16 protein-coding genes are annotated in these 13,891 nt (G+C 62.3%); 10 read left to right on the top strand and 6 right to left on the bottom strand.

All coding sequences use genetic code 11. The features are described from left to right. Positions 1–207: 207 nt before the first annotated feature. A complete protein-coding gene (locus tag AB0H22_RS21725) occupies positions 208–1,311 on the top strand; it encodes a hypothetical protein (RefSeq protein WP_358148888.1) in 1,104 nt (367 codons plus the stop codon). Here AB0H22_RS21725 and AB0H22_RS21720 read toward each other — a convergent pair. Then, positions 1,295–1,954, bottom strand: coding sequence for a hypothetical protein (locus AB0H22_RS21720; RefSeq protein ID WP_358148886.1), 660 nt, complete (start codon positions 1,952–1,954; stop codon positions 1,295–1,297). The two genes, AB0H22_RS21725 and AB0H22_RS21720, sit on opposite strands and share 17 nt — an antisense overlap. 76 nt (positions 1,955–2,030) lie before the next feature. On the opposite strand from AB0H22_RS21720, the gene AB0H22_RS21715 reads away from it, so the two are divergent. After that, complete coding sequence (locus AB0H22_RS21715; RefSeq protein ID WP_358148884.1) at positions 2,031–2,993, top strand: hypothetical protein; 963 nt, start codon at positions 2,031–2,033, stop codon at positions 2,991–2,993. Between the two features lie 116 nt (positions 2,994–3,109). Continuing rightward, positions 3,110–3,334, top strand: a complete 225-nt coding sequence (locus AB0H22_RS21710; protein WP_358148882.1) for a DUF2188 domain-containing protein — start codon at positions 3,110–3,112, stop codon at positions 3,332–3,334. A 63-nt stretch (positions 3,335–3,397) separates the two neighbouring features. On the opposite strand, the gene AB0H22_RS21705 is transcribed toward AB0H22_RS21710, so the two are convergent. Further along, positions 3,398–3,922 (bottom strand): hypothetical protein, encoded by a 525-nt coding sequence (locus tag AB0H22_RS21705; protein WP_358148880.1) that lies wholly within the window; start codon positions 3,920–3,922, stop codon positions 3,398–3,400. A 60-nt stretch (positions 3,923–3,982) separates the two neighbouring features. Here AB0H22_RS21705 and AB0H22_RS21700 point away from each other — a divergent pair, with 60 nt between their 5' ends. The 5 genes from AB0H22_RS21700 (at position 3,983) to AB0H22_RS21680 (ending at position 7,964) form a co-directional block, all read left to right on the top strand. Beyond that, a complete protein-coding gene (locus tag AB0H22_RS21700) occupies positions 3,983–4,240 on the top strand; it encodes a helix-turn-helix transcriptional regulator (RefSeq protein WP_358148878.1) in 258 nt (85 codons plus the stop codon). Positions 4,241–4,407: 167 nt separating this feature from the next. Beyond that, positions 4,408–5,205 (top strand): hypothetical protein, encoded by a 798-nt coding sequence (locus tag AB0H22_RS21695; RefSeq protein WP_358148876.1) that lies wholly within the window; start codon positions 4,408–4,410, stop codon positions 5,203–5,205. Beyond that, on the top strand, positions 5,205–5,834 hold the full coding sequence (locus AB0H22_RS21690; protein ID WP_358148874.1) for a hypothetical protein: 630 nt from the start codon (positions 5,205–5,207) through the stop codon (positions 5,832–5,834). The genes AB0H22_RS21695 and AB0H22_RS21690 overlap by 1 nt, the downstream gene beginning before the upstream one ends. Before the next feature lie 106 nt (positions 5,835–5,940). Continuing rightward, positions 5,941–7,047, top strand: a complete 1,107-nt coding sequence (locus AB0H22_RS21685; RefSeq protein WP_358148872.1) for a hypothetical protein — start codon at positions 5,941–5,943, stop codon at positions 7,045–7,047. Positions 7,048–7,139: 92 nt separating this feature from the next. Beyond that, entirely contained in the window at positions 7,140–7,964 is an 825-nt protein-coding gene (locus AB0H22_RS21680; protein WP_358148870.1) for an HNH endonuclease signature motif containing protein, read from the top strand. A gap of 271 nt (positions 7,965–8,235) precedes the next feature. Here AB0H22_RS21680 and AB0H22_RS21675 read toward each other — a convergent pair whose 3' ends face one another. The 3 genes from AB0H22_RS21675 to AB0H22_RS21665 form a co-directional block, all read right to left on the bottom strand. Further along, complete coding sequence (locus AB0H22_RS21675; RefSeq protein ID WP_358148868.1) at positions 8,236–8,841, bottom strand: dihydrofolate reductase family protein; 606 nt, start codon at positions 8,839–8,841, stop codon at positions 8,236–8,238. Positions 8,842–9,931: 1,090 nt separating this feature from the next. Then, positions 9,932–10,744: a DUF1906 domain-containing protein gene (locus AB0H22_RS21670; protein ID WP_180749522.1), complete on the bottom strand. Its 813-nt coding sequence runs from the start codon at positions 10,742–10,744 to the stop codon at positions 9,932–9,934. Positions 10,745–10,871: 127 nt separating this feature from the next. Then, entirely contained in the window at positions 10,872–12,344 is a 1,473-nt protein-coding gene (locus AB0H22_RS21665; protein ID WP_358149041.1) for a serine hydrolase domain-containing protein, read from the bottom strand. 183 nt (positions 12,345–12,527) lie between these two features. Between AB0H22_RS21665 and AB0H22_RS21660 the strand changes: the two genes are divergently transcribed. Next, positions 12,528–13,103: an SRPBCC family protein gene (locus tag AB0H22_RS21660; RefSeq protein WP_358148866.1), complete on the top strand. Its 576-nt coding sequence runs from the start codon at positions 12,528–12,530 to the stop codon at positions 13,101–13,103. 49 nt (positions 13,104–13,152) lie between these two features. Here AB0H22_RS21660 and AB0H22_RS21655 read toward each other — a convergent pair whose 3' ends face one another. After that, positions 13,153–13,524 (bottom strand): helix-turn-helix domain-containing protein, encoded by a 372-nt coding sequence (locus AB0H22_RS21655; RefSeq protein WP_358148864.1) that lies wholly within the window; start codon positions 13,522–13,524, stop codon positions 13,153–13,155. A gap of 195 nt (positions 13,525–13,719) precedes the next feature. On the opposite strand from AB0H22_RS21655, the gene AB0H22_RS21650 reads away from it, so the two are divergent. Next, a partial coding sequence (locus AB0H22_RS21650) for a pentapeptide repeat-containing protein (RefSeq protein WP_358149038.1) occupies positions 13,720–13,891 on the top strand: 172 nt, incomplete at its 3' end.

Genomic DNA, 13,891 nt, shown 5'->3' with positions numbered 1-13,891 from the left:
CGATGAGGTCCTGCGCGAGCGGAATCGCTGTCGGTGGCCGGTGGTAGTGCGGGACCCGCACCCGCCTGGTGTGCGGTGGCCCCGCGCGGGCGTGTTTCCAGAGGTGACTCGCAAACGAGTATGCGTGTCGTTCCCGTGCTGTCGGGGGTATGAGCGATCATGGGCAAAGGGCAGCGTGCTGCGCCGCCAGGAGCGAGGAGAATTCCGATGGTCACGTACACCGCGACAGCACGGATTGCCGTCGATGCCCGGTCGGCTTTGCGTGACCGTGTGTTGGTGGCGGTGAGTTCGCAGGATGCGATCGCTGTGGCCGCAGGTATTGCCGCCACTGGCGCCAGCGGCCTGGTTATCGTGGATAAGGTCGCCACCCGGTCGGTGCGCGTGCTCAAACAGATCTACGGGTCGGCTCTGACGATCGCGACGGACCCGGCGAGCTACATGCGGTACAAGGCGACTGTTGAAGCGCCGATGCAGCTGCCAGCCATCCTTGACTGGCCGGCGATGTCGCTCGATGAGTACATGCACGCTCAGCTCGCCGCCGGTCAGGACATCGCGTTCATGCCCGCGGGCCGCGTTACTGACCTGTCTGTGTTGGCCGCGGTGATCGCCGCAGCCAACACCGTCGATGCCTCCAATGTCGTGGTGCCGGTTGCGGTCTCGGCCGCCATGCTCAAACCGGAGATCATCGGACACTTAATCTCTGCGCTGTCCCGGTCCCGGCATCCGGTCGCGTTCGTGGTGACCGGACAGTTCGACCCGTTCGCCGATGAGGTCACTGCGGCTGGGTTGCGGACACTAACGGCCGCCACTGAAAGCTTTGTGCACCGCACGGATTTCGCTGCGTTCGAGGCTGTCGCCCATGGCGGTCTGGGCGGTGCGATCGGATGGTCCACCCGGCTGCGCCACGCGGTGCCGGGGTACAAGCCCGCCGACACCCGCAAGAAGCCGCCCGATCGCTCACCAGTGGTCCTTGTCCCCGACATCGACAGTTACAGGCACACAGCCGTCATCGAACCGTGGTTCCGCAACTCGCTGCCTCCGGTCTGCACGATCGCAGGGTGCTGTGGCCGCAACTTGACCCTGCTGCGCGACAACAAGGCCGATCACGCCGCAGCTTGCGAACACAACGTGCGCTCATGGATGCCGATCGCGAAAACCCTTTTGGCGCAGCCGCCTTCGCGACGGCGCGAATGGCTGTACAACTATCGGATCGATATCGAGATCGCCTACGGGCAGCTGCGGCGCCGCACGGGGGTCTTGACCATCGAAATGGACGAGGGACAAAGCACCTGGCTTAGCCTCGGGTTGTGAAATCGGCGTTCTGGGCGGCGGCCAACTCAAAGACCTGCTCCCGGAACAGCCAACCGCCCGGGGTGAAGTACTGCTGGCGCCATCGCGCGGGTGGCACGTGCACATCGATACTGTCCCCGGCCGACGTGCCGACACCGATCCCGTACTCGGCCGCCTCAGCCAGGTCCAGCGCCGCATCTGGCGGCAAGGTCGGTAGCACCAGCATCCGGGTGGCCACCGGTGCGAACACGCTTGCTGCCCGCAGCCCGCGTCGCCAGTTGTGGTCATAGACGACGGCCAATACCGATTGCGTCGGCGGGCACGCCAACCGGGTGACCGATTCGGCGCTCACATCCACCGAGCCTGCCGGAGCGTGCTGCAGCGTGGCCCGCTCGTCGGGGTTGAGTGAATGCAGTGGGACCGGCTCGAACTGCGGAAGCCCCATCAGGAACATCAAGACGTCGAAATCATCGAGCCGATCCGCGGCAGTGGCGGCGCGGCGGGCCTGCTCGGGCTCGTCCACGACAACCGCCAGATCAGCGGTGACGTCGAGAATCGACGCATCAAGGACCGCTGCCGCCGACTCCCAGCCCAGTCCAGCCGAAGCGCCCAGTAGCCGCGCCCGGCGTTCACCGAGGTCACCAGGCCAGGGGGCGGAACTCATAGCTGTAGACGGTACCCGCGGTGAGCGTCGATTTTAGACGTTGACACGTCCGAAATCGACGCTCACCATGAAGTTCATGCCGAAAGGGATCATGCGCCCGCCGCTGGGATTCGGTGGCGACGGTGATCCTGCCTGGCATCCCTCGGCCGACCATGACCCGACGGCGGTGCTCTCGACCCACGCCCTGCACCGCGTCCTGGCAGCTGTCCGCCACACCTGGCCCCGCACCTATCCCGGCGAGCGGTTCAGCGGACAGGCGCTGGCTGCCAAGCTCGGTGGATCAGTGCGGCCCGTGCAAAAACGCCTCGCCGGTGCGCAGCCACTGACATTGGGCGACGTACTGACATTGGCGGCGCTGTTCGGGGACGCTGTCCTGCAAGCACTCCCGCGCGAAGAGTCTGACCTGTTCCCGGCCGACTATGACCGGCTGCTGAGCCATTGGACACCCGGCGCGGGTGAGCTGCCGGTGTTCAGCGAACCCAACGGTGAGGCCATCAACTGGGCAGCGGCGGTGGATGAGTTGGCCGCCTACGACGCCGGCGAGTTCGCCTCGGAACGATCGCACTTGCTCACCGCGGACACCTATCGCTACGAGCTTGCCTCGGCTCTGGGCAGACATGGCGCGCAGGTCAGCCAAGTCGAATACAGCGACCTGGTCATCGACCACAGCCGTGTTATGACTCTGTACAGCCAACCCCGGGTCACGATCGTGATCTGCGACCTGCTCCAGGTCGGGACGCGTGCCCGCGCCGCGGCCGCGGTGGTGAACGTTCTGCATCAGACGGTCACCTGCGACACCGCAGAACGCGTCCTGATCCTGATCGCAGGAACCGCGGCAGTCGGCCAAATCCAGGCCCACCTGCCCGCAGCACTCGGTACCGCCGGCCAGCGATTCTCCCTGAGCTTTCAGCACGCCATCGCCGCCGGGCTCACCGTCGATGACACCCGCGAACTGCTGCCCGATATCGAACTCATGACTCTGGGTCACGGCGCTGGCGCCCCCCACCAACACGTGATCGCCCTGCGCGTCGGTAAGTGAGGGGCGCACGGGCCGATCTGTACCGCGAGGATGCGCATTCTGCCGGGTATGTCAGTGCAGGGTGTGAAAATTCATACACGAACAAACTTCACAGGCGCAGGAAAGAGAGCACGGACATGGCCAAAGGCGACATCTCCACTTACCACCAAGGCGGAGAGTGGAAATCAAAGGTTGAGGGAAGCAGCCGGGCGGCACACACCGGCGGCACCAAGGCCGAACAACAAGCGGTTGGGCGCCAGATGGCCAAAGACCGCCGCGTCGAGCACACCACCCGCAAGATGGACGGAACCATCGGCGAGAAAAACTCGTACGGAAATGACCCGAACCCGCCAAAGGGATAAACGAGAACTGCACGCCAGGCGCAGACTTTCGCGCCGTACACCCCTCCCGGCCGACTGCGTCCATCAGTACGGTGCAACTCCGGCGATTGCCTCGGCTTCGTAGTACCAGCGCGACATGTCTTTACGCCGCCGCATCCAGTCTGCGGAGATCCCGATACCGAGCGCGCGGCGCACCTCGTTGAGGCGTACCGCATCGTCGGGGTGGACGGTGGCGGGTTGTTTCCACAGCAGATCTTCGACCCGCTGGTTCTCAGCGGCCACAGGCGACACCCGTGATGCACCGCCGCGCACCGCTGTGTTGTGCCGGGCAAAAATTGCGTTGGGCCGCGAATGGCCTGCCCCCCACGCCGCATCGAGGGAAGCGCGCTGATTGAGAAGACTGGCGGCGCGGTATGCCTCTTGAGCGCTGCGGTGTGCCGTGTGCAACTCCGCGGCCAGGTCATCGAGATTCAAGTCCACGCTGCCCTCGGACAGAGACCCCACTACTAGCAGGCACTCGGTCATCGACACCCGCAGTTCGTCCAGGAGCGTCAGGCCCTCCGCCGAGGCCCATTCGACGTCGTAATCAGGTTCGTCCTCAAAATCCACCCCGGCAATGTACTACTAGTAGGGCAGACATTTGATACTGCCGCACCATAACTGGTGTAGGTGCCGACCCGACCCTCGCAAAACGACCCCGAGCGGGCAGCGGCGTGGGCGCGGCGGCGCCGTCAAGTCGGTGAACGCATTCGCGCGATACGAATCGAGCAGGGCATCACACAAGAAGCCCTTGCTCTCACATCCGGGGTCTCGCGCAACGTGTTGATCGATGTCGAGCAGGGCAAACGGGGCTTGCTCTACGAGAGACTGTTCGATATCGCTGCGGCGCTGGATATTCCTGTCATCGATCTCCTTGCCGAACACTGACAAGAGAGACAATGCGCCGCTTGGCCCTGTGGTCTAGTAGGTGTCATTGTCGAGTGCAGCGTGCGGGCTAGAAACACGCTTCGTTAAGCGCTCGCCCGGCACGTCGCTGCCCACTTGTCGGCCCTTGGACTTACGGTGACGTGCATGAGGATTGCCGGGGTGCTGATGTGAGTGACGGCCTCGGCTTAACTACCAAGTTGACCACCTACAAGACCGCGCTGTATGCGTTGCTCGTCGCAGCCGGTGGAGTGGCCCTGCTGTGGCTGTCGAACATCGCCTGGTTTGATAGCCATACGGCTCTTGAAGCGACGGCGAACCAGCTGGGCGGGCTGCTCATCACGATCGGCGGACTTGGCATCCTGTGGGACCTTCGCGGTAAGCGGGAAATCATGGACGAGGTGCTTGAGAAGGCACGGATCGCGTCCGATGTTAGTGCGGCTGGACTCGATCGAGTGACGATGAACTGGCTCGAAGTCCCGTGGGACGATCTGTTCCGGGACGCGAAGCATGTATCGGTGTTCATCTCCTACGGGAGTAGTTGGCGCAAGGTCCATTGGACCAAGCTGCAAGAGTTCGCGCAGGGAGAGAAAAACTCTCTGCGGCTGTTCCTCCCGGACCCAGAAGATGAGCCGACGATGCGGGTCCTTGCACAGCGCTACGACTACACGTTGGCGAAGATTCGCGCGAATATCCTTGAGACTGCGGAGGAAATCGCAAAGTTAGGAACCTCTTGCCCCGCCGACATCCGCATCTATTACAGAGCGGGTGATCCGGCCTACACCTGCTACCGCTTCGATGAAAAGGTACTCGTGACGCTCTACTCGCATAGGCGTGAGCGTGGCGATGTGCCAACAGTGTTGGTCAAGCGAGGAACATTCAGGGATTTCTTCATGCAGGACCTGGAAGCAATTGAGAGGCAGAGCACGCCGGTCGCATTGGCAGATCTCGTCGGAGGTGAAAAGTGATGATTCATACCCAAGAAGTCGATCTGGTCGTCGGCGACGTCTCGGCAGACTTCGAATGGGCAGTGAGGGACGCCAGAGTTGCGGCGTGGGACATCGAGACCAGCGGGCTCGACTGGCGGCTCGACAGCATTGCGACCTGCCAGCTGCACGTGCCAAACGTGGGGACGCAAGTGATCCGTATGGATGGTCATGAGCCTGAGCGGCTGCGCGAGCTGCTTGTGTCGGAGCGTGTTGTGAAGGTGTTCCATCACGCGCCGTTTGACCTGCGCTTCATGCGGCATCATTGGAAGGCTACGGCGCGAAGCGTGGCATGCACGAAGATTCTGTCCAAGATCGTTCGCCCGGACGCCGCCAGCGAAGAGCACAGTTTGAAACCCACACTGGAACGCTTTCTCGGTGTGGTGTTAGACAAGAGACAGCAAACGTCAGACTGGTTGTCGCCCTCGCTGACTCAGGAACAGGTGATCTACGCGGCGCGAGATGTCGAGTATCTAGTCCCTCTGTTGGACAGATTGATGGAAGAAGCGCGTGCTAGCGGAGTCGCTGATGTCGCGGAGCGGACGTTCGAGTACTTGCCAACCCGGGTAGAGACAGACATCCGTGGTTGCGGTGACGTTTTCGCGTACTAGTGGGCAAGGTCTTGCTGTACAGGGCGGCGGTGGTCACGAGACAGAGCGACCAGACGTACGCCGCCGGCGGCGGCTCGCTCCCGGCTACGGCTTCGCTGTAGGAACAATGACGCAGCCCGGCAGGAGTATTGACCAGCCGCTTGTCGGTTTCAACTACGGCTACTGGTTCGCCTGCGTCAACTGCGGCAACAGAATCGACATCTGTTCAACCGATTTCAAACAGCAATGTACTGCGGAAGCGCCTTTCACGGTTTGTGAATGTGGCACCGAAGTCGACATCACCGAGAGATCACCTACCCTGCGTAACCCCAATGACGTTGCACTGCAGGAAGAATTAGTGGGGGGCTTGTGGTGGTACCACAGCAGCCGCTACGAGCGCTGGCCCGACATCGAAGCGTATGCCGCCGACGTACGAGAAATGGTGACTCAGATACGGTTCGATTTCGTCGATCCTGAAAGGGTTTTCAGGAAGAAAACGACCCTCGCGCTGCACCTAGGTACTTATGAAGCGGCCATCGAGAACATGCTGCGCCGCATGCACGACCAAGATGTTGGCGATCGCGGGACCACCCAATACTGGTTGCACAGAGTCAGCCTTTGTTTAGAGCCCGGTGACCTGGACCCACATGTCGGCGCCGAATTCGCCACGCTCATGGGTGATGTCGAGCTTTCCGAGCTCCATAGTCAGGGAGCCCGCGCTGTCCGGTATATCAACGTCCACGAAGCCGTGGGCTCGGTGTCTGTGGCGGTCGACCCAGACGTTATAGGCGAAGTAGCCACGATTCCGATACTCGACGAGGCCTGCGCTGTCGAAGCGTCGATAACGGCGACCGAGGCAGCGGACTCTGCAACCACCGCGCTCGCCGAAATTGAGAAGCTTCGCCCGGACACGACCGGGATTGCCGACTCGTCGCTTCGCGTAGCTGGTCTTCGACCTCAGCCGAAGGACCCTGATGACCCAATCAGCGTGCGTATTCACGCCCTCGCAAGACAGCTGGCGATCTACGAACATCGCCGCCAGGAGATCTGGACCGAACTGACCGACATATTTGAGCGCGAGTACCTGCCGGACATCAACGAGCGGGTGCGCGACCGATTCCACGGTGCGGTCGTGCGTGGAGAGTATCCGGTCGACTACCACCAGAGATTTCGAGTGATGGCAGGGCTACTGACCCAACCTGGGCGCGTGATCGGCAGATTCACGTCTGGGTGACCAATCAGTAAGGCGTCTTATCGTGATGGCCTGGATTATTGATGTGCCGGCGCGGATCGCGGTTGTCGGTGCCGGGTGGGATATTCGCCTGTATGTCGAACGAGACGCTTGACGACACAAGGGGCGACCAGTGGCTTCGTGACCTGAAAAACCCGCGCCCTGACAGGAAGTATTTTGCTCTCACGCTGGGAGCGAATCGTCGAGGAAAGCCCTTCTGGGGAAGGCACACGCACTTTGTCGGCTGGTCGGAACGAAACCCTCGCTGGGAAATGAGGGAGGCCAGTCTCGTTGATGCGGACCAGCTCGTGTGGTTGTGGAAGGAAATCAATCAGAGCTGGTTCGTAGTACACGATGTTCTTGCGTACGGGTTCTTCTTTCGATGGGGCGGAAACGCACTGGTCGAAAAGGATTTTGCCGAGGACCACATACCCGACGTGATCAGTCCGTCCGAGTGCATGCGCGACGGCGGCGTGGAGGTTGCGGTTACCGGTTTCCTGGGAACTGGGCACATTTCCGATGACGCGATAGAACGCCGTGTCCCTAGCCGAAAACTTCGTATGCAGGTGCTGAAGCGGGACAACTACCGATGCGTGATTTGTGGCCGAAGGACGAAGGATCACGTTGACCTTGAACTGCATGTGCACCACCTCATTCCGTGGCGTATGCACGGTCCGACTGCGGAAGAAAACCTGGTTACCCTCTGCGGCGCCTGTCACAAGGGCCTCGACCCGGACTATCAGCCCATGTTGCGTGAACTTGCAGGGCTACCCGGTCCCGCAACGTCGCTCATGCAGGGCACAGCGGAATTCGATGAAGAGGTCGCGCGGTACCGCGCGTGGGTCGCGCAGGAGATCTCCAAGTACGAGAGCAGAGTAGGTCATGGTGCGTCGGACGCTGTCGCCGACGAGCAATCGTGAAAATTGGCCACGAAACTGAGACAAATCCGAGTGGCCACCGTGTGAGACAGCATCAAACGGCCAGTTCAGGCGGTGGGCATTGGCCAACGGAATTGAGAACCTACAAGTTGTTGTTGGGTCTCAAATCCGGCGCCATATTCGCATTTGCCGTGTCATGTCGATGTCATATATGGCACGAATCTGAGACACCGCGACGGTGACGATCACAGTGGCTCTACCAGTTCGAAGAGGCGGCGTGCAGTGGCGTTCGAAACCGGCGGACGGGGCGACGTCACGCAGGGGCGGCGAGGGGCGCGTGCTCGAGCACACGGGGCTTGTACTCGACCAGCTGGATGCGGCCGTCGAAGGTGCGGTGCTCGATCATCTCGAGGGCGACGTCCGGATAGCCGTCGTAGATGCGTTCTTCGCCCGTAGCCCCGGTGATCACCGGGAACATCACAACCCGGAAGCGGTCGACGAGTCCGGCTCGTAGCAGCGACCGGCACAGGCTGGGGCTGCCGATCGTACTGAGGAGCCCCGAGCCACTCGACTTCATGGCGCGGACCGCCTCGACGGCGTCGTCGCGGACGAGCGTGGAGTTGGCCCACGTCAGTGGGTCCTCGAGTGAGGAGGAGAACACCACCTTGGACGCTTGCGTGAGCTCGTCGACTGACGCCTCTTCGTCGGCCCTGAACTCGTCTTGGTCATTCGGGACCTCGCCGGCGGCGAAGCCCGACATCAGGCGGTAGGTGTTCGCTCCCATCAGGTAGGCGGCCTCAGGCTGCTCGCCGAGCCATGCGAGGTACTCCGGGCCCTCAAGGCCCCAGAACCCGGGCCAGCCCTCGCCCGATGCGTGGCCGTCGAGGGAGGTGATGAAATCGACGAGAAGCTCCGACATGGCAGCGTCCTTTCCTAGGGTGTCATGAGCTTGGACCCACAGGGAGCCACGAACTCATCGGCCCCCTGTGGGGTAGTGAGGAAACCATGACGCTGCAGCCGATCGTCTCGTCCGAGGGGCTGACAGACGCCCCGAGGAAATGACACGGATCTGAGAACAGAATCCGTATGGCGCGGTCTGAGACAAGTGGCATTGCCGCAGGCCGGGTCCCCCGCGATATGACATGCAATTTGAGGACCTACAGGACCTGTAGGTCCTCATCCTCCGTGTCGGTGGGTTAAGGGCCAGAGGCATTACTCGGGGCAGACTTCGACCCCGGGCGTGAATCATATTGTTGCGCAACCATTCTTCCTGAGCGTCGAGATCGGTCGGGCACGCCGCAAGCATGTCCCCGATTTCCTGGAGGCCGGCTTGGCAGTACGCGATCCCGCGGCCGCACTGCACAGGGCACACGCCGCTGGGTGTAGTAGGTGCTGGCCTGGTGAAGCAAGTCCAGGGCTGGGTCGCTGCCGCCCATGGGCAGAACCGTTCGCGAGGACTACCGTCGGTCGGTACGGACGAGCGACCAGCGGTTGACGATCACTCGGGGGATGGGGAATCCGTTCGAGGTGCCGTGGTTGGTGAGCTCGCGCGATTCGACTGCGCATGTCAGTGTGGTTGGCCAGAGCTGACGGGCGCGTTATCCCTCTCGCGAGCTGTGGAAACTTCGCTTACAGCAGCCCAGGACAAACGAGAAGCCTCCGTTCAGCCACCGCCCTGTAGACCCTAAACAAACCCACCTGCAACTCATGAGTTTGCGTACGGGCGAAGCAGGACCCCAGGACGATTGCCATCGTGGGACCTGAATTTTCAGGCGACGTCCCCGGTTCCGGACTGCGGCCGAGGTGCCCATCTCGCAGGCAGTCTCCGAGATGGCGCTACAGATCACTGTGATCGGCCGGATAGCCGCTGCCTGGTGCTCGCCCTATGGATACTCAGCACACGCCGCACACGAATGCGCCGGAGCATTCCACGTGCGCCCGCCGGCGCTGCTCACGGGAGCACGTGTCTCCCGGAAGATGCATATCTGCGCTGGGAGTGGTCTACGACCTCACTGATGGAAGTTCCACTGGCCGACATCCTGGGCCAGGGCGTCGCTGACGTCGACTTCGAGCCCGCCGACCACCGGGCCCGGATTGGACGCGGTGCTCACGATGCGTTGGTAGAGAACTGCGCCGGGGAAGACCTGGCCGCGAGACCATGACCGTGTCTGCCAGGCCCACACGTGGCCGGGTGAACGCGAATTGCCGATCACCCCATCGGCAGCGGCCCACTGGCATGGATTGACGCCCCCATAGATGCCGGTGCGCTGCACCCCCAGCACCGAATTGATACCCCGAAACCACGGCAGCGCAACGTCGTTCCAAGTCTCACGGTTGACGTCGTCATCGACGGAGAAGAAGACCGGTGCGCTCTGGCCGCCGCCGGCCGCGGTATGCAGCTGCCAGGCGGTGCGCGCGTCGTCGACGCCACCGGCGAATCCGCGCGTGAAGTCCGAAGGTGCTGTCCCGCCCGGCTTTCCGTATTGGAAATTGCTGACGATCACCAACCCGGCCGCGGTGAGCGACTGGGCGTAGGGCCGGGTGATCGGCTTGGCGCCCATGGACGAGCCCGGACGCGACGTTGAGACGTAGTTGATCACCCCCGAGTGCCCGGCGGCCTTGATGTGCTCCGCCGGAATCTGGCGCATGGCGAAGTCAATCAACGTGGGGGCGGCGGCGGACGCCGTCGGAATGCCGGCAACAGCTGATGCCGCACCCAGCCCGGCTAGCGCCGACACCGCTGTGGCGTAGCGCAACGCGTCACGTCGGGTTACCGAACGTGAGGAGCGCAGAAAGCTGTTAGTCCCCGACGAGTCTTGCATCGCAGGATGTTAACAATGTGACCGTTGTTAAAATTGTAGCCTCGCCGGTGCTTCCGATAACGCTCTGATATCAAGGCGAGGATCTCGTGATCGTCACGGGCGCAGTCGTTCTCGACTGCGGGCCTGGCTAGTTGCTGTAGAGATGCAGAACTTGTGCTGCCGTTGTGGCGATATCGCCGCTCAGCCTCACGACGGGCGGGCCGCCGCGCTGATGGATGACGTTCGCCAGGACGATCACGTACGTGTCCGAACCCCGGTCTATCCACAGGGATACTCCGGTGAAGCCGGAGTGGCCGAAGCTGCCGATGGGGAAGAGCATTCCACGCGGTTTGGACAGTTCGGTATCGATATCCCAGCTGAAGCCACGGAGGTTCTGTCCCGCAATTGCCGGATAGCTCGGTGCAAGCAGGGGATCTGTTGGGTTAGGGGTCTTTTCGATGGCCTGGCGGGTGGCGTTGTTGGCCGCCTCGAGTTGCCCGGCGGTATGGCCGGGCTGCTGCGGACTCGTCATCAGTTCCAGGGTGGATTGTTTCAGCGGGAACAGGCTCGGGCGCCCGGCGAGCCGATCGAGAAGTGCCTGCGAGTACCGGCCGATGTCGTCGGCCGTCGAGAACACACCGGCGCTACCGGCCACACCGCCCATCCGGCGCGCCGTCGGGTCGTGCACGGTGCCGCGAAGCAGACGGTCGTAGTCGGGGTTGACGCCCGGAGTGTCTTCGTCATGAGCCGTCGGCGCGATGCGTGTCAACAGATCAGTACTCCAGGTATCCGCCGAGCACGGCGCAACAGTGTGTGCTGTTTTGTCGAAAGCAATTGCCGTACCGATGATTTGGTGCGGACCGCACACCTTGGCTGCGGGAAGGTACCGAGTGTCGGCCATGCCCAACGGCGCAAAGACGTTGTCCTGCACATAAACATCCAAAGGCTCGCCGGTGATTCTTTCGATGAGTGCACCGAGGATGATGAAGTTGATATCGGAGTAGTGGAACGTCTTACCGGGGTCGAACGCCAACGGGGCGGTAAGTGCGCGATGGATGCCGTCTGCTTTGTCCGCCTCCGTCAGTCCCCAGGCGCCCTGATGGCTCAAGTCGCCTCCGACGCCCGAGGTGTGCGTGAGCAGCATGCGAAGTGTCACCTGGGCGCGTCGTGGGTCGTTGGTGGGGTTGAAGTCCGGCAGGTATGTCTGCACGGGTTCGTCGACTCGAATCAAGCTCCTTTCGTACAGCTGGAGAAGGGCCACGCTTGTCGCGAGCGGTTTGGTCAGCGACGCCAGGTCGAAAATAGTGTCTTCGGTCATCGGCTCGGCGGGTGCGGGCGACCCGTCGAGGCCCGGTTCGTCGGGGAGCTTGCGCCACCCGAAAGCCTGCCGGAAGACGATTTTGCCGGCGTGCCCGATTTCAACCACCGCACCGGGCAGCCGAGGTGCCGACACGGCATCATTCACAAGGCGAGTGACGGGCGCGAAAGGGCCTTGGGGAACCACGCTCGGCGCAGAGATCGGATGCGCTGAATGTCCGCACGAAGGCGCCCCCGCCAGGGCAAGCAAAACTGTTCCGACGGCGCAGGCCCGGGCGACGCACGATCCTGACACCTTCACCAGATCGACGGTAGTTGAGGAGGGCATGGGTCGAGGGCAACGGCGCCTCTCGTGACCCGCAACAACGTTCGCTGGGTCCTTTCACACACTTCGTGCGGGTCGCGCCGGGTTTCCGTCCCCAGATCGGGGCGTCCCATAGGTTCGTTGCAGTGGGGTACGACGCAGTACGGACACGCTAGGAGCACCATGTTGAAAAACCCGCTTCGGCGCCCGGCAGCGGTACTACGCACGGAAACAGCCGCAGGTGTGCGCGACGAGTACTCGGTGTCTGTGTCCGCACCGCGGGAAGAGCTGTGGGACATGGTTTCCGATATCACCCGTATGGGTCGTTTCAGTCCGGAGAACCGCACCGGATGGTGGCTGAAACCCTCCGCGGTACCCGCTGTGAACTCATGGTTCGTCGGTTTCAATCGCATTGGACCGGTCATTTGGGCGACGCCGTGCCGGGTGACGGCACTGGAGCCTGGCCGCCATTTTGAGTTCAAGGTCTACCTCGTCGGCACGGTGTGGGGCTACTACCTGGATTCCGCTGAGGACGGCGGTGCCATGGTCACCGAGTACCGAGAGTGGCCCCGCTCGGCATTTCTTCACAGAGTGTTGCGCTGGTCGGGCACAGTCGGCAGGCCACGTGATGTCCTTGCACTCGAGGGACTGCATCGCTCGTTGCAACGAATCAAGGAGACCACTGAGGCTGGCTCCTCCGGAAAGCACAGTGCGAGAAGACCGATTGCGACAGCTCGGCGCCTTCGTCACCGCACGTAGGAGCCCGGATACCCGGGGCCTTGTGGGGTCTCGTCCTCAGGATGGGAGTTCAGGGCTGGGGGTCTTCGCCGGAACGGGTGTGCCGGTCATTGAGGCTGCGGTGGAGTTGGGCGTTGATGGCTTGGGCTTCGGTGAGTTGGTCTTCAAGGATGATGATGCGGCATGCCGCATCGAGAGCGGTACCGTGCTCGATGAGTTCACGGGCCCGGGCCGCGATCCGCAGTTGATAGCGCGAGTAGCGGCGGTGCCCGCCCTCAGAGCGTTGCGGGGCAAGTAGTTTGGCCTCATCAAGGCTACGCAAGAACGCTGGGGTGGTTCCCAGAATCCGGGCGGCGCTACCCATGCTGTAGGCGGGGTAGTCCTCGTCGTCGAACTTCTCATTCGGGTTACTATCGGCAGAATCGTGCTTCTCTTTTGCCACAACACCTTTCGAACCTGCAGCAAGGCCACCTAGCAGGCTCACTACACACTTGTTATATAGCCGGGGCCCGGCACCTGAGGCAAGTCGACACCTCGCCAGGTAGGAGGGCCGGCGCCCCCGGGCACATAATCGCACCGGGGCCGCCGGCCCTGAGGAGATAACTACCATCTATCGACACTGCTGTGAAACTGCGGCATCGGCCCGATACTGACGATCACGGGCGATCCGACGGCAACTGACTCCTTCCTCTTTATCCTTACTGGTACTGCACTTACTGGTACTGCACTTACTGGTACTGCACTTACTGGTACTGCACTTACTGGTACTGCACTTACTGGTACTGCACTTACTGGTACTGCACTTACTG

The sequence above is a fragment of the Mycobacterium sp. NPDC050853 genome (genome assembly GCF_040653875.1).
Taxonomy (GTDB): domain Bacteria; phylum Actinomycetota; class Actinomycetes; order Mycobacteriales; family Mycobacteriaceae; genus Mycobacterium.
Note: the sequence above shows the minus strand (reverse complement) of the source record. Positions and strands in the feature narration are given on the sequence as shown.

What these genes read in the sequence shown, in the direction of transcription:
- AB0H22_RS21725 (WP_358148888.1), top strand. Translation starts at nt 208, where the DNA reads ATGGTCACGTACACCGCGACAGCACGGATTGCCGTCGATGCCCGGTCG.
- AB0H22_RS21720 (WP_358148886.1), bottom strand. Translation starts at nt 1,954, where the DNA reads ATGAGTTCCGCCCCCTGGCCTGGTGACCTCGGTGAACGCCGGGCGCGG.
- AB0H22_RS21715 (WP_358148884.1), top strand. Translation starts at nt 2,031, where the DNA reads ATGCCGAAAGGGATCATGCGCCCGCCGCTGGGATTCGGTGGCGACGGT.
- AB0H22_RS21710 (WP_358148882.1), top strand. Translation starts at nt 3,110, where the DNA reads ATGGCCAAAGGCGACATCTCCACTTACCACCAAGGCGGAGAGTGGAAA.
- AB0H22_RS21690 (WP_358148874.1), top strand. Translation starts at nt 5,205, where the DNA reads ATGATTCATACCCAAGAAGTCGATCTGGTCGTCGGCGACGTCTCGGCA.
- AB0H22_RS21685 (WP_358148872.1), top strand. Translation starts at nt 5,941, where the DNA reads ATGACGCAGCCCGGCAGGAGTATTGACCAGCCGCTTGTCGGTTTCAAC.
- AB0H22_RS21680 (WP_358148870.1), top strand. Translation starts at nt 7,140, where the DNA reads ATGTCGAACGAGACGCTTGACGACACAAGGGGCGACCAGTGGCTTCGT.
- AB0H22_RS21675 (WP_358148868.1), bottom strand. Translation starts at nt 8,841, where the DNA reads ATGTCGGAGCTTCTCGTCGATTTCATCACCTCCCTCGACGGCCACGCA.
- AB0H22_RS21670 (WP_180749522.1), bottom strand. Translation starts at nt 10,744, where the DNA reads ATGCAAGACTCGTCGGGGACTAACAGCTTTCTGCGCTCCTCACGTTCG.
- AB0H22_RS21660 (WP_358148866.1), top strand. Translation starts at nt 12,528, where the DNA reads ATGTTGAAAAACCCGCTTCGGCGCCCGGCAGCGGTACTACGCACGGAA.